The organism is Tepidibacter sp. Z1-5, assembly GCF_037844525.1.
Lineage (GTDB): Bacteria > Bacillota > Clostridia > Peptostreptococcales > Peptostreptococcaceae > Tepidibacter_A.
Genome location: NZ_JBBMMD010000072.1, coordinates 1 through 16,341, shown reverse-complemented (window position 1 = coordinate 16,341; position 16,341 = coordinate 1). Strand labels below are relative to the sequence as shown.

The window sequence follows — 16,341 nt, the reverse complement described above, 5'->3', positions numbered from 1 at the left end:
TTTGGGATTAAGAGCTATAATTTTTCCAAATTAGAGATTTGATCAATTGGTATTTTATAGTGAATAAATAATTACATTTGTACGAAATCTAGGTAACTAACATTTAAATAATCTATTTTTTTGTATGCGGGAGTCCCATAAAGCTAACCCTCAAATAAAAAACTTACGTGATTACTGGGAGAGATGAAAAGATGAAAAAACATATAAAACATTACTAAAGTTTCAGAACTATTATATAAAATTTATATTAATTAAGTTTCTGGTATTATAGTCCGTTAGGCTAATCTAAAAAACTATTCATTAATTGTTAGAAATAATACATTTTGTGGTATTATTAAAAAGTCTAGGATTTTTAGAAAAAGGAGACTATGTATGATAGATTTAAGTAAATTATTAAGTAAAGATGATATAGAAAAAGATAGTATAAGATACTCAAAGGACTGTTCAAAAGCTAAAGCTGGGGTTAGAAAAGGTATGGGTCCGGTTGTAGTATGGAATATAACAAATGTATGCAATTTTAAGTGTAAGCATTGTTATTCAAGTGCGACAGCTACGAAAGATCAAGAGGAACTTACATTTGAACAGATAAAGACAGTAGTTGATGATTTAGCCACAATTAACGTTCCTGTAATTTTATTATCTGGTGGAGAACCTTTAATGAGAGAAAATATATTTGAAATAATAGAGTATATAAGATCTAAGGGAATAAATGTGAGTCTTTCAACTAATGGAAGTCTTATAACAGAAAATGTTGCTAGAAAATTAAAGAATCTAGGAATAGGGTATGTTGGAATTAGTTTAGATGGAACTTCAAAAACTAATGATTTATTCAGGGGTGTAGATGGAGCATATGAATCCATAATAAAGGCTATAAATAATTGTAAAGAAGTAGATCAAAAAGTAGGACTTAGATTTACAATACAAAAGAAGAACTATAAAGAAGTAAAAGATATACTTAAATTAGTAGATGATATAGATATATCTAGAATATGTTTTTATCATTTAGTACCAAGTGGTAGGGGACAAGATATAATAAATGATATGTTGACACATGAGCAAACTAGAGAAGTATTAGATAATTTATATGATTATGTTAAAAATAATATAGAAAATGATATAGATAAAGAAATTCTTACAGTTGCAAACTTTGCAGATGGTATATATATGTATCTAAAGGAAAATGATAAATATCAAAAAATTAGGATACTTGATCTATTAACTAGAAATGGAGGAAATAGATCGGGAATTGCTATATCAAATATAGATTATAAAGGGAATGTATATATAGACCAGTTCTCTAAAAATCACTTGCTTGGGAATATAAAGCAAGATTCATTCTCGAATATATGGAATGAAAATAAAGATGGGTTATTAAATGAAATAAGAAATAAAAAAGATAAGGTAAAAGGAAGGTGCAAGACATGTAAATGGCTTGATATATGTAACGGTAATCTTAGAGCGAGAGCGTATGGATATTATAATGATATATGGGCTGAGGACCCTGGTTGTTACCTTACAGATGATGAGATTAGGAGTGAAGTAAATGATTATATCGTGGAATATGACTAAAAATTGTAACTTATATTGTAAGCATTGCTACAGAGATGCAGGACCTAATCTTGATTCAAATGATGAATTGTCAACAGAGGAAGGAAAAGAACTTATAAGGGGAATACATAAAGCTGGATTTAAGATATTGATATTTAGCGGAGGAGAACCTCTTTTAAGAGATGACATATATGAACTTACTGAATATGCAAGTTCTCTTGGACTTATAAGTGGGATAGGAACAAATGGAACACTAATAGATGAGAAAGTAGCTAAAAAATTAAAAGAATCTAAGGTTAGAGCAGTAGCTATAAGTCTTGATAGTTTGGATGAAGAAAAACATGATGAATTTAGACAAGTTAAAGGAAGCTTCAAGAAAACTATAGATGGGATCAAAGCATGTATAGAAGTAGGACTTAAAGTTCAAATAAATACTACTGTAACAAAATCCAATTATGAAGAGGTAATTCAAATTACAGATTATATATCTTCTCTTGGAGGACATTCGCACCATCCATTTTTTCTTATAGAAGTTGGCAGAGCTAAGGAGATAGGGTCATACGGTCTTAACAAAAAAGAGTATAAAGATATTATAAATAAAATATTAGATAAGCAAAAGGATACTCATATAGAGCTTAAACCAACGTGTGCACCTCAATTTATGGTAGAGGCGAAAAATAAGGGGATGAATATGAGATTTTCTAGGGGGTGTATAGCAGGAATTAAGTATTGCTGTATACTTCCTAATGGAGATGTTCATATATGTCCGTATCTACCTATTAAAGTAGGTAGTGTTAGAGAAGAATCTTTTGATTATATATGGAAAAATTCAGAGATATTCAATAAACTCAGAAATTACAAAGAGTATAATGGAAACTGTGGTAATTGTGAGAATATCAATATATGTGGGGGATGTAGGGCTAGAGCATACAGTTCAAGTGGAAATTATATGAATGAAGATGTATTTTGCTTAAAGGAGAAAATAGATGGATAATATAGATAAATTGATATTAAATGAAGTACAAGACGGGATACCTATTGAAAAGAATCCTTTTAAAAATATATCTAATAAACTTAATATAACAGAAGATGAAATAGTTGAAAGAATAAATAGATTAAAACAAAACGGTTATATAAGAAGATTTGGAGGTATATTTGACAGCCAGAGAATAGGCATAAAAAGCACACTTGTAGCTGTAAAATCAAAGGATGTAGAAAATACATCAAAAATCATAAATGAATACAGCGGAGTAACTCATAATTATCAAAGAGATGATGATTATAATATATGGTTTACTTTAATGGCTTCATCAAAAGAAGAACTTGAAAATATATTTAAAGAAATAAAAGAAAGAATAAAATGTGAAGATATGATAAGTCTTAGTTGCATAAATAAACATAAGGTTAAGGTATATCTTGATTTTGATAATAAAGGGTGATTTAAATTGATAGACAAAATAGACAGGGATATAATAGTTTATCTGTCCAAAAATATAGAATTAAGTAAAAGCTTATACAAGGATATGGCAAAAATATTTGATATATCTGAGGATGAGCTGATAAATAGATTGAAAAAATTAAATGAAAAAGGATACTTAAAACGTATATCACCTATAATGGTTCATCAAAAAAGTGGTTATGATAGTAATGCTATGGTTGTTTGGAATATAGAAAAAGATAAAATAGAATATTTTATAGATATGATAAAGAGCATAAAAAGTATAAGTCATGTATATGAAAGGGAAGTATGTTTAAACTGGGACTATAATTTATATACAATGATTCATGGGAAAAACAAATATGAAGTAGACAGCATAATAAATTATTTATCAAATACTATGCAAAATAATTCATTTAAAGTATTGTATACATTGAAAGAATTAAAAAAAACTAGTCCGAATTTAGAATGGTTAATTGAAGGTTTTAAAAAAATAATAATATAATTTATTGATGATATAAAAAGTTGTTTTGAAATTTAACTATGATTTATTATATATATTTAAAAATAATAAATATTATAGAAATATAATTTACATGTCGTTAATTGGAAAATGGAGTAATAAAATGTATGAAAAAAATCCTTTCTTTTTACTATATATTAATATAAAATGTGTGTATAAGTATTAAAAACTTAATATGAAGATTATAGGTTTTATTAAAAATTAAAAGGGAAGATCAGTGAAAAACTGACACAGCCCCCGCTACTGTAAGCAGTAACGAAACCTCGATAACCACTGGGTAAAACTGGGAAGGTGAGGGAGTAGGATGACTGTGAGTCAGGAGACCTGCCTATAATTTTAAAAGCTATTTCGGAGGGAGATGAGCGTTATGATAATAGGTGGATTATATCCTAAAATTATACATATCAAAAAACTCCCATAGGAGTTTTTTTTTGGAAAAAGAGGTATGTAATGATAAAAGAAAACAACATAATGGATAACTTAGAAGTTAAAAGAAGAAAAGCATTTTTAATAGGTATAGCATTATTATTTTTATCTTTATTACTTCTTATAATGTCTGTTAACGTAGGACGAGCAGATATTAAGGTAATGGAGGTTGTAAAAATTATTGCATCAAAGATAACATCAAACAAGGATATATTAGATGGTATAAGTAAGTCTAAACTTGCTATTGTATGGGATATAAGGTTACCTAGAATTTTAGTAGCTTTATTGGTAGGTGGAGGCCTTGCTGTATCTGGAGCGATATTTCAATCTCTTCTTATGAATCCTCTTGCAGACCCATATACTATAGGAGTTTCAACAGGAGCAGCATTTGGAGCAGTTCTTTGTATATATATGAATATATTTATAATACAAACGCCTATGCCTATAACGCCGTTTGCTTTTTTAGGAGCAATATTGACGTTATTAATAGTTATGAAAATAGCAAATATAGATGGTTATATGAGTTCTTCTAATTTGGTTATAGCTGGAATAATAGTAAGCTCTATACTATCAGCAGGAATAAGTTTTTTAAAAAGCACATCAGGAGAACAAGTTTTTGCTATTATATATTGGCTTATGGGAAGTCTTAATTCAAGAACGTGGTCTCAAGTTATAGTAAGTTTCCCTATTATCATCATATGCACAATTATATGTATATATTTTGCTGATGACTTGAATATATTAGCTTTTGGAGAAAAAGAAGCTAGGGCGCTAGGTGTTAATACTAAAAGAACAAGAAATATATTTTTAATATGTGCATCTTTGATAACTGCTGTTTGTGTATCAGTTAGTGGAATAATAGGATTTATAGGGCTTGTAGTTCCCCATATAGTTAGATTTTCATTGACATCTGACAACAGATATCTTATACCAATATCATCTTTATTAGGAGCTATATTACTTTTAATGGCAGATAATATATCAAGATCATTATTTAATATAGATATTCCTGTAGGAGTTATAACTACTTTATTTGGAGGCCCATTTTTTATATACATATTTACAAGTAAAAACAAGAGTATACAATAAATTCAGAGGGTGGTTATATGATTAAGGTTGAAGATGTTAGCTTTAAATATAATGAAAAGATGATATTGGATAATATAAGCTTAGATGTAGATAAAGGAAAGTTTTTATCTATAATAGGGCCAAATGGATCTGGAAAAACGACATTACTTAATTTATTGACTGGATACTTAAGTAATCATAAAGGTATTATTGAATATATGGGTAAGAATATTTCAGATTATAGAGTAGAAGAATTATCACAAAATTTTGCAATAATTAATCAAAAAGGTGATATAAAATTTCCATTCACATGTCTTGAAATAGTTATGATGGGAAGAAAACCTTTTTTAAAGAGAATCAATAGACTCAGTCAAATAGATAAAAAAATAGTCTATAAAGCTATGGAGACAACAGATACTTTAAAATTTGCAGATTCTCTTGTAACTCAGATTAGTGGAGGCGAATTTCAAAGAGTTATGATAGCAAAAGCATTGACTCAAGAGCCAAAGGTTTTATTTTTAGATGAGGCATTTTCGGCTATGGATATATCCCAAAAAATTAAATGCTTAAAGCTTATCAAAAAATTAGTAGAAACTAAGAATTTAACGGTTGTGTCAGTTATACATGACCTTAACCTAGCTTATATGTTTAGTGATGAAGTTTGTGTTTTAAAGGATGGAAAAGTTGTAGCAAAAGGACAAACTAATGATATAATGACGACAAACTTTATAGGAGATGTATTTGATATACAGGTAGACCAAATAGAGGATAAAGGATTTTTAATACGCGCTTAGAACGGATAATAATATATAAGGAGGAGATTTAAATGAGAATTAAAAAGTATTTAGCTTTATTAGTAAGTATGATGCTTTTAGGAGGAGTTTTAGCAGGATGTTCAAGTGCTGCTGGAACTGAAGAAAAGGAAGTTAAGAAGGATCCAAACAAGAAGGCAATTTTAGTTGTAAGTTTTGGGACTAGCTATGCAGATACACGTAAGGTTACTATAGAAGCCACTGAACAAAAGATAGATAAGGCATTTTCTGATTATGAAATGAGAAGAGCTTTTACAGCAGGTATGATTATAAAAAAGCTTAAAGAAAGAGACGGTATAGAAGTTGACGATCCAACTCAAGCTTTAGAAAAATTGAAGTCAGAAGGATTTAGTGAAGTTGTAGTTCAACCACTTCATGTAATGAATGGAGCTGAATACGATGATTTAGCTGTAGTTGTAGATCAATATAAAGATGACTTTGACAAAATAAAAATGGGTACACCTTTACTTACTAGCATCCAAGACTACAAAGATTTAGTAGAGGGTTTAAAAACTCAAATAGGAGAATTAAAAGACAATGAAGCTGTAGTATTTATGGGTCATGGAACTCATCACTATGCTAATGCTACTTATTCATGCTTAGATTATATGCTAGAAGATATGGGAGTTAATGCATATGTAGGAACAGTAGAAGGATATCCAACACTTGATAATGTAATAAATAAGTTGAAGAAAAATAATATAGAAAAAGTTACGTTAATGCCATTAATGCTTGTTGCAGGAGACCATGCTAATAATGATATGGCTGGAGATGAAGAAGATTCTTGGAAGAGCATATTAAAGAAAGAAGGCTTTGTAGTTGAAAGTTACTTACATGGTTTAGGAGAAAATGAAAAAGTACAAGACATGTACGTAAATCATGCAAAAGAAGCTATGAAGAAAGAAACTACAGAAGAATAATAAATAATAAAAATCATCAGTATTTGCTGATGATTTTTATACGTGGGGGGTAAAATATGGTAAAATATAACATGAATGTATTTTTCTTAATTATCTGTTTGATAGGAATGCTAGTATTTACTGGATGTTCAGATACAAATCAAGAGAATTCAGCAGACAATAAAGAATATAAAATAAGCTTTGTAGATGATGATCAAAAACAAATAAATATGGATGAACCAGCTAAAAAGATAATATCTCTTTATTCAGCACATACAGAGAATTTATACAAGTTAGGTATTGATCATGAAATAATAGGTGTTGGAACGAGTGATATATATCCAGCTAAGGTACTTGAAAAAAAACAATTTGACTATAAAAATGCAGACCCAGAAAAGATAATTCTTGAAGAGCCTGACTTGGTTTTAATAAGACCTTTTATAAATAGATCTCGTCCAGATTTTGTACAGGCTTTAGAAAAAGCGGGGATTAATGTAGTGTCATTATATCCTGAATCTTTTGATGAGTTAGATGATTACATAAACAAACTATCTATTTTAACTGGAACTGAGGATAAAGCTAAGACCTTATTAGAGGATTTTCATACACAAATAGATAATATAAAAGAAAAAACTAAAAATATAGATAACAAGGTAAATGTCTATTTTGAGTCATCAGAGCAAGATTATAAAACTGTTACTGTAGATTCTATGCCTGCTATGGCTATTAATATAGCGGGAGGAACTAATATAGCAAGTGATGCAAAACCGATAAAAGAAGGTAGTTCGATAGCTGCATATGGAACAGAGCGAATACTTGAAAAAGCTGATGATATAGATGTGTTTGTATCTCAAAATGGAGTTATGAATGCTGGTGGAAATAAGCACTCTATAAATATACGTCCTGGATTTGATACTATAAAAGCTATAAAAAATGATAGAGTATATGTTATAAATCAGAAAATAATATCAAGCCCTACATTTAGATATTTAGATGGTATAAATGAGATGTGTAGAATGTTTTATCCAGAAATATTTGATGATTATTCTAAATACGATGTTGATGAAGAAGTAACAAGAGAAGAATTTGCTGAAATAATAGTTAAATTTAAACATGAACCTACATTTATTCCTACATCTAAGTACTATAAAAAAGAGCATAAAGGACATACATATGGCATGTTTGAGGATGTAGATATAAATGATGAGAGAATTAACTTTATAGAAACGGCAGTTACAACTGGATATATAAATGGATTTAAAGAAAATAATAAAGAGTTATTTTACCCTAATAATAAGATTACAAGAGAAGAATTTGCAAAAGTTTTATTCATGGTAGATGATATAAAGCCTGTTGATACTAAAATTAATATTTCTGATATATCTGAGGTTGAAAATGAAAGAATAGTACAGATGATAGTAGATAATAAGCTTATGGAACTTAAAAACAATAAATTTAATCCAAAGGATTATGTTACAGGAGAAGATGTAGTAAAATCTTTAGATTTATTAAAAGCCATTAATTAATAAGGTGATGTTGATATGAATGGAATTATAAGAATTGAAAATGTTACAAAAAAATACAGTGATTTCTGTGCTGTTGATGATTTAAATTTACTTATAAAAAAAGGAAGTTTTTTTGGACTATTAGGACCTAATGGTGCAGGAAAGACAACTCTTATAAATATGCTGATAGGACTTTTGAAACCTATTAGTGGAGAAATATATATAATGGATCAGAAAATGGATAGAAAGAATGTATTTTTAAAAAGACAAATAGGAATAGTTCCTCAATATATGAATTTGGACAAGGACTTGACAGTAAAGGAAAATCTTATATTGTCGGCTAAACTATTCGGTATTAGAGGCAAGAAAAGAGAAGATCAAATAGAAAGTTTACTAGATTATATGGACCTTAAAAAAGTCGAAGATAGAATGGCAAAAAAGTTATCTGGTGGAATGCAGAGAAAGCTTATGATAGCAAAGGCTTTAATACACGATCCAGAGATACTTTTTCTAGATGAACCAACTGTAGGGGTAGACTTGAACTCTAGAAGAAAGATATGGGATATACTAAAACTAATGAAGGATATGGGGAAAACTATAATACTAACAACTCACTATATAGAAGAAGCTGAAAGTCTTTGTGATGAAATAGCTCTTATGGATAAGGGTAAAATATTTTATAAGGATACAAGTGATAATCTCAAAAATAGTCTTGGAAAATATACAATAGAATATTTTGATGAAAATAAGGTTACTAAATATAGATATTTTAAAAGTATAGATGATGCTAATAAATTTTCAACTGATATTAAAGAAAGCTTTATACTTAGAGATTTGAGTCTTGAAGATGTATTTTATAATTTTACAAATAGGAAGGTAATTTAAATGGAAGTTGCAACTATTTTATGGAGAGAATTTATTTTCTTTAAAAGAAAAGCATTTAGAATAACTGCAGGAGCAGTTATGAGTCCTCTTCTGTATTTAATAGCATTTGGATGGGGTCTTGGAGATGGAGTTATAGTAGATGGTCACACTTATATATACTTCATAATACCTGGTATAATAGCTTTATCTACTATGAATACAAGTTTTAATGCTGTAGCTATAAGAATTACAGTTGCAAAATTACATGAGAGAAGTTTTGAGTACTATATGACATCACCTGTTAGGATGTATCTTTTAACATTGGGTTATATAATAGCAGGAGCACTTAGAGGTTTGTATGCTGGATTCTTAATACTTATGGTTTCTTATTTATTTGGAGTACATATAAATGTGAACTTTATGTTTTTACTAGTATGCATTTTAAACAGTATGTTATTTTCAGCTTTTGGGTATGTGGCTGCTATGGTAATAGATAATCATTATGATATGAATAGGTTTACAACTTTTGTTATAACCCCTATGTCGTTTTTATGTGGAACATTTTTTTCACTAGATAAAATGCCTGCTGCAGTTGAAAAAATTATAATGATATTACCACTCACTCATGTAACTCAGAGTTTAAGATCTATTGCGTTAACTGATACGGTTAATTACTCTTCAGTATTAATCTTATTAATATATTTTATACTATTCTTTTTAATGGGTATTTATGTAAGTTATAAAGAAATCAAGTAAGGGGAGGAATAAAAAATGAGTAAGTTTTATGGAATAGGTACAGGACCAGGAGATAGTGAATTACTTACAATTAAAGCTGTGAATATATTGAAGGAGTTAGATATATTATATACTCCAGAGCCTAAAAAGGAAGGTAAGAGCTTAGCTTTATCAATAGTTCAAGAATATTTAAAAGAAGATCTTGAAATAAAGCAAAGACATTTTCCTATGAATTTTGATAATTTAGAAAAAACTAAGGCATGGGATGAAATTGCTATTGAGATAGAAAAGGATGTTAAAGATGGAAAAAATGTAGGATTTGTAACTCTTGGAGATCCTATGATATATAGTACATATGTATACTTACTTGAAAGAGTAAGAGGTAAGGTTGAGGTTGAGACTATACCTGGAATATCATCTTTTTCAAATATAGCATCAAATCAAAATTTTCCTCTTGTTATGGATAGAGAACCTTTAATAGTAGTTCCTTGTACTACTGATGAGTCTAAACTTGATTATGCACTTAAAAATTACAGTTCTATAGTTCTTATGAAGGTGTATAAGAATTTTAAGGAGATAATAGAAAAGATTAAAAAGAATGATTTATTAGACCATGCAATTTTAGTTAGTAATTCTTCTTTGAATGAAGAAAAGGTTTATACTAATTTAGCAGATTTAGATAAGGATAAAATATCTTATTTTTCTACTATATTGATAAATAAGGAAGAAAAGCGAGTAGGATAAAATATAAAGATTTTTAAGTGAACTATACTAAAAAGATGGGAATTAAAATATGTTGCTTAATTTTAAAAAGTAACTAATGTTTTGATATCCATCTTTTTGCAATTAATCTTGTACATTTAAATGAAAGTTATAATATTAAAATAACAGTTTATAGAGTGGCTTTATTAAGGATACGGATAAGTTTAAGCACTATAAAGTATGCTATACTTCTTATTTATAGTTAGAAAGTATAACAAAATATAGAGAATTAGTATATAATTGTAATTAGAAATATTCTATATAGTATTCGATACAAGAGGAGATGAAATAATGAAAATAACAAACAAAAAAAAATCCATTAAAGCTGTTTTATTTCCAATAATAATTTCAGCTATATTAATGCCTTTAATAACCTCAGCTTTTCTATCGTATAATGAAGCAAATAAAGTTGTTAAAGAAAGATTGATAAAAAGTTCTGATGAAATCACACAACAAATAGATGGAAATTTAGATGAGTTTTTTATAGGGATTGAGAACACACTTGATCTTATATCTAATAATCAAAACTTTATAAATCTAGTAAAAGTAGAAGATGGTATTATAGATGGAAATTTAGACAGTAAAGAAGATATAGAATATGTAACAAAGGAAATTTTAGATGACATTACTAACAGTAACGATAAGTTCTTATCTGCATATATAGGAACTAAGAATAAAAGGATGTTTGCAGATTCTGAAAATGGCATGTCTGATAATCCATCATATGACCCAACTTCAAGAGGTTGGTATAAAGAAGCTATTGAAAATAGCGATCAAATAGTATACACAAATCCTTATATAGATGCAAACACTAATAAACTTAACTTTACAATGTGTAGGGCGTTAAAAGATTCAAATGGAGAAATAATGGGAGTTGTTGGAATAGATGTTGATTTAGAAGGATTTGCTCAAAAATATGGAAAGATAACATTGGGGAAAACTGGATACGTATTTATGGTAAGTAAAGATGGAAAATATGTAGTAAATAATGATAAAAAAACAATAGGTCAGAATTTAAGCGAAGAAGATAAAAAATTACTACTTTCACAAATGGGAAGTTCATTAACTAAAGATAATTTTATGCATTGTATAAAAAATGAAAGAACTGGTTGGATAATAGGTATCGATTTTTCTAAAGATGAAATAAAGGAAGAGATTAATACTATTAGAAATACATCTATATTACTACTTGTAATTTCTGTTATAGTAGCTTTAATTCTAGCTAATATAATAAGTAATATGATAACTAAGCCGTTAAAAAAATTAGAAGATGCTATTACGAGTGCCAGTGATGGTGACTTTAGTCAAAATATAAATATAAATACTGATGATGAATTTGGTCATATAGGAATTTGTTTTAATGAGATGATTATAAGTTTAAAAAATCTTTTAAATGAAATAAAACTTTCTTCTGAAATGGTATATAAGATGTCTAATGATATAGAAGAGATGTCTTGTGTAACTGAGAATAGCACAAATCAAGTAGCTTGTGCTATTGAGGAAATAGCAAATAGCAATAATCAACAGGCAAAGGATACAGAAGAAGGAAGCCAAAAGGCAAATGATTTATCAAATAGTATAACATCAATATCAAATGAAATAAGCAATATAAATCAAAGGTTTGAGGAAACTGTATGTTTAAATGAATCGGGTATAGAAATCGTAAAAGATCTTACGGATAAAACTAAACAGACTATTGATAATAGTAAGGAGTTAGATTCAGCTATAAAGGATATGGAGGAAAGCTCAAAAGAAATAAGTAATATAATAGAGGCGATAAATACAATTGCTAGTCAAACAAATTTATTAGCACTTAATGCTTCTATTGAAGCTGCAAGAGCTGGTGAAGCTGGCAAAGGATTTGCAGTAGTTGCGGATGAAATAAGAAAGTTATCAGATGGAACAACTCAAGCTTCTTATAAAATAGGAGAGTTAATAACAAAAATACAAGAAAAATCTAATATATCTGTTAAAAGTATAGAGAATGTATCACAGACTTTGGAGTATCAACAGGAATCTGTAATAGAGACTAGAGATATATTCAATAAAATATCAAATGCTATATCAAATATATCAAATGATATAACTAATGTTAAAAATTTAAATGATGATATGATAGATAATAAAGAAGATATAGTTGTATCTATAAATAGTATATCTGAACTAGCACAGGAAACATGTGCTTCAACAGAAGAAGTTTCTGCTAGCACACAGCAGACCTTAGCTGTTGTAGAAAATATGGTCCAAAGTTCTGAAGATCTTAAAGTATTATCAGATAAATTAAAGAATGAAGTTGGTAAGTTTAAAACTGAATAAAAAATTCGCTTTATGCTACCGCATAGTTCATGTATTATTTGAGTATTAAAAATTATATAACTTTATAATTACATATAAAATAAGAAACCTTAGATTATAAATAATCTGAGGTTTTTTTGTTGCAAAAAAACAGATGGAGGAATATAATGAATATATAAACATATGAATAAGTATTCATATATAAGGAGGAGATTATGAATAAAGAAAAAGAAATACAGACTTGTAGTTGTAATGTAATACATGAAGATATAATTGAAAATGCTAGAAATAAAATGCCTGAGGAAGAGAGGTTATATGATGTGGCTGAACTTTTTAAGGTGTTTGGGGATACAACTAGAATAAAGATAATATACGCATTATTTATGTCAGAAATGTGCGTGTGTGATATAGCTGCTCTTTTAGGGATGACTCAATCAGCTATATCTCATCAGTTAAGGGTTTTGAAAAATGCAAGACTTGTTAAGTTTAGAAAAGAGGGCAAGGTCGCTTATTATTCTCTTGATGACGATCATGTTAAGGATATATTCGATACTGGTCTTGCTCATATAAATCATAGGTAAATATTCATACTTTTAATATAGAAAAGGGGGAAACTATAGTGAAAAAAGAAATTATATTAGAAGGTCTTGATTGTGCTCATTGTGCAACTAAGATAGAAGAAGAGGTTAATAAGTTATCTTATATAAATTCTGCTGTTTTAAATTTTATTACTAAGACTCTTTCAATAGAGCTTGGAGATTCGAGCATGGCAGGTGAAGCTATAGATGCTACTAAGAGTATAGTTAAAAAGCTTGAGCCTCATGTTGAGGTCAAAGAAAAGAATAATTATTATAAAAAAGTCTTTATTCTTAAAAACTTAGATTGTGCTCATTGTGCAGGAGAAATAGAAAAAGATGTATTTAATTTAGATAAGGTAAAGGATGTTAACTTAGATTTTGTATCTACTAGATTAACAGTTTTAGTTGAAAATAAATTTGATTTAGAAAAAATTTCTAAACAGATTGAGGATATAGTAGTTAAGAAAGAACCTCATGTGAAGGTTATAAGTGAGGATGAAGATAATTTACATGAATATGAAGAAGATGACTTTAATAAAAAAGAATTAATTAAGATGGGTATAGGGACTTTATTGTTTGGAATAGGAATCATAGGCAAATTTTCAAATACTATAGAGTTTATAATATTTTTTATAGCTTATATATTAATAGGTGGAGATGTTTTATTAAAGGCATTTAAAAATATATTGAGAGGACAGGTATTTGATGAAAACTTTTTGATGTGCATAGCGACTATTGGTGCATTTATAATTAAAGAGTTTCCAGAGGCTGCGGGAGTTATGCTATTTTATCAAGTAGGTGAGTTTTTTCAATCAAAAGCAGTTAATAATTCTAGAAAGTCTATAAAAGAGCTTCTTAAAATTCAACCTGAGTTTGCAAATATAAAAGAAAATGGTGGAATCAAAAAGGTTTCACCTCAAATAGTAAATGTTGATGATATTATTGTAGTTAAGCCTGGAGAGAAGGTACCATTAGATGGGATAATAATCAATGGAAAATCTAATATAGATACTTCTAACTTAACAGGAGAGTCGATTCCAAGAGATGTAGAGGTAGGAGATAGTGTACTTTCAGGATTTATAAACAAAAACGGTGTTCTTGAGGTTAAGGTAACTAAGGTATTTTCAGAATCAACTGTATCTAAGATACTTGATTTAGTTCAAAATGCAAGTAGCAAAAAAGCAAAGACTGAAAACTTTATAACTAAGTTTGCCAAATATTATACTCCTACAGTAGTAGGTTTATCTGCATTTATAGCAATGGTGCCACCTCTTGTTATAGATGGAGCTATATTTGCAGATTGGTTCTATAGAGCGTTGATATTTTTAGTGATTTCGTGTCCATGTGCACTGGTTATATCTATACCATTGAGTTTCTTTGGAGGTATAGGTGCTGCTTCTAAAAATGGAATACTTATAAAGGGAAGTAACTATTTAGAGGCATTAAATAATGTAGATACTGTTGTATTTGATAAGACAGGTACACTTAGCAAGGGAATATTTAAGGTTACAGATATAAGGGGTTCAAATATTTCAAATGAAGAATTACTAAAGTATGCAGCCTATGCAGAGTCTTATTCTAATCATCCTATAGCTGTATCTATAGTAAGTGAATATAAGGACAAAATAAATGAAAATGCTATAAATGATTATGAAGAAGTATTTGGCTATGGAGTAAAGGTAAATATAGAAGGTAAAAATGTATTAGTAGGTAATTATAGGCTTATGAATAAGGAAAATATAGATTGTACTGAGATAAATGAGATTGGAACTATAATATATATTTCTATAGATGGTAAGTACAGTGGATATATACTTATATCAGATGAGATAAAGAGTGATTCAAAGCAAAGTATAAATGAACTTAAAAATATGGGGATTAAAAATGCTATAATGCTTACGGGAGATAATTCTTCAGTTGCTAATAAAGTTAAGGATGAATTAGGTATAGATGAAGTTCACTCACAACTTCTTCCTCATCAAAAGGTAGAAAAGCTTGAGATGATAAAGGGTAGAATAAAATCTAATTCAAAAGTTGTATTTGTGGGAGATGGAATTAATGATGCTCCTGTTTTGGCTATGGCTGATATAGGGGTTGCCATGGGAGGTCTTGGTTCAGATGCTGCCATAGAAGCTGCTGATATTGTATTAATGACAGATGAACCATCGAAATTAGTAAAAAGCATAAAAATAGCTAAAAAAACAAGAGTTATAGTAATACAGAATATAGTATTTGCGCTTGGTGTTAAATTAATAGTGTTAATATTGGGAGCCTTCGGAATAGCTAATATGTGGGAAGCTGTGTTTGCAGATGTAGGAGTTGCTTTAATAGCTGTTTTAAATAGTATGAGAGTTATGGAAACAAGATAGCCTTTAGGCTATCTTGTTTTTTTATCTATTTCCTTATTAGATAAATTATTATGAGATGGTATAAAAGGATGGTATTCTACAGCTCTTAAAGGGTCCATATAATCTAAATCATACTCTGAATCTTTTTTCATCTTAAAAGGCATGACTGTATTTGTTAAAGGTCTAACTGGTGTTTTGGGGTCTTTACTATCATAAGTTTCATCTATTTTGTCTTCAGGGTTTTTTTGAGACATAATAAAACCTCCTTAATTATTATTTTATGATTTTAAAGTATACAAATACTTATTCATATTTTCTCTTTATTCAAGTAAAAATACACATGGAAAAATATAAAAAAATAAAAAAATAATAAAAAGTGTTGACGAATGTTTTAAAAGGTGATATATTATTACTTGTCCGAGAGAAACGGACGACATGAACTTTGAAAATTAAACAGTAGGTTATAAATAAATCACAAACAGTGATTTTCGGAAACAACACATAAAGTCAGTTACTGAGTACTGACAAACTTTTATTTAA

At 28.7% G+C, this 16,341-nt stretch carries 15 protein-coding genes and 1 riboswitch; of the genes, 14 read left to right on the top strand and 1 reads right to left on the bottom strand.

Annotated elements, in window-relative coordinates; translation table 11 throughout:
* Positions 1-372 precede the first annotated feature (372 nt).
* The 14 genes from WJW32_RS12935 to WJW32_RS12870 all read left to right on the top strand — a co-directional run bounded on the left by WJW32_RS12935 (position 373) and on the right by WJW32_RS12870 (position 15,822).
* Positions 373-1,569, top strand: a complete 1,197-nt coding sequence (locus WJW32_RS12935; protein WP_340258989.1) for a radical SAM/SPASM domain-containing protein — start codon at positions 373-375, stop codon at positions 1,567-1,569.
* A complete protein-coding gene (locus tag WJW32_RS12930; protein ID WP_340258987.1) occupies positions 1,544-2,542 on the top strand; it encodes a radical SAM/SPASM domain-containing protein in 999 nt (332 codons plus the stop codon). Before WJW32_RS12935 ends, WJW32_RS12930 begins: the two co-directional genes overlap by 26 nt.
* Positions 2,535-2,987, top strand: a complete 453-nt coding sequence (gene ahbA / locus WJW32_RS12925) for a siroheme decarboxylase subunit alpha (RefSeq protein WP_340258985.1) — start codon at positions 2,535-2,537, stop codon at positions 2,985-2,987. Before WJW32_RS12930 ends, ahbA begins: the two co-directional genes overlap by 8 nt.
* A 6-nt stretch (positions 2,988-2,993) precedes the next feature.
* On the top strand, positions 2,994-3,491 hold the full coding sequence (ahbB, locus tag WJW32_RS12920; protein ID WP_340258983.1) for a siroheme decarboxylase subunit beta: 498 nt from the start codon (positions 2,994-2,996) through the stop codon (positions 3,489-3,491).
* Positions 3,492-3,678: 187 nt separating this feature from the next.
* A riboswitch (cobalamin riboswitch) is annotated at positions 3,679-3,855 on the top strand.
* A gap of 104 nt (positions 3,856-3,959) precedes the next feature.
* Positions 3,960-5,024: a FecCD family ABC transporter permease gene (locus WJW32_RS12915; protein ID WP_340258981.1), complete on the top strand. Its 1,065-nt coding sequence runs from the start codon at positions 3,960-3,962 to the stop codon at positions 5,022-5,024.
* A gap of 17 nt (positions 5,025-5,041) precedes the next feature.
* Entirely contained in the window at positions 5,042-5,797 is a 756-nt protein-coding gene (locus WJW32_RS12910; protein WP_340258979.1) for an ABC transporter ATP-binding protein, read from the top strand.
* Between the two features lie 32 nt (positions 5,798-5,829).
* Complete coding sequence (locus tag WJW32_RS12905; RefSeq protein WP_340258977.1) at positions 5,830-6,735, top strand: sirohydrochlorin cobaltochelatase; 906 nt, start codon at positions 5,830-5,832, stop codon at positions 6,733-6,735.
* Between the two features lie 56 nt (positions 6,736-6,791).
* Entirely contained in the window at positions 6,792-8,240 is a 1,449-nt protein-coding gene (locus WJW32_RS12900; RefSeq protein ID WP_340258975.1) for an ABC transporter substrate-binding protein, read from the top strand.
* Between the two features lie 15 nt (positions 8,241-8,255).
* Complete coding sequence (locus WJW32_RS12895; protein ID WP_340258973.1) at positions 8,256-9,104, top strand: ABC transporter ATP-binding protein; 849 nt, start codon at positions 8,256-8,258, stop codon at positions 9,102-9,104.
* Positions 9,105-9,839 (top strand): ABC transporter permease, encoded by a 735-nt coding sequence (locus tag WJW32_RS12890; RefSeq protein ID WP_340258971.1) that lies wholly within the window; start codon positions 9,105-9,107, stop codon positions 9,837-9,839.
* Between the two features lie 15 nt (positions 9,840-9,854).
* Positions 9,855-10,562: a cobalt-factor II C(20)-methyltransferase gene (locus WJW32_RS12885; RefSeq protein ID WP_340258968.1), complete on the top strand. Its 708-nt coding sequence runs from the start codon at positions 9,855-9,857 to the stop codon at positions 10,560-10,562.
* A 309-nt stretch (positions 10,563-10,871) separates the two neighbouring features.
* Positions 10,872-12,896, top strand: coding sequence for a methyl-accepting chemotaxis protein (locus tag WJW32_RS12880; RefSeq protein WP_340258966.1), 2,025 nt, complete (start codon positions 10,872-10,874; stop codon positions 12,894-12,896).
* Positions 12,897-13,090: 194 nt separating this feature from the next.
* Positions 13,091-13,456, top strand: coding sequence for an ArsR/SmtB family transcription factor (locus WJW32_RS12875; RefSeq protein ID WP_340258965.1), 366 nt, complete (start codon positions 13,091-13,093; stop codon positions 13,454-13,456).
* A 38-nt stretch (positions 13,457-13,494) separates the two neighbouring features.
* Positions 13,495-15,822 (top strand): heavy metal translocating P-type ATPase, encoded by a 2,328-nt coding sequence (locus tag WJW32_RS12870; RefSeq protein ID WP_445330245.1) that lies wholly within the window; start codon positions 13,495-13,497, stop codon positions 15,820-15,822.
* Positions 15,823-15,830: 8 nt separating this feature from the next.
* On the opposite strand, the gene WJW32_RS12865 is transcribed toward WJW32_RS12870, so the two are convergent.
* Positions 15,831-16,055 carry a hypothetical protein gene (locus WJW32_RS12865; protein ID WP_340258963.1) on the bottom strand — a complete coding sequence of 75 codons (225 nt, stop codon included), beginning with the start codon at positions 16,053-16,055 and terminating at the stop codon, positions 15,831-15,833.
* Positions 16,056-16,341: the final 286 nt, after the last annotated feature.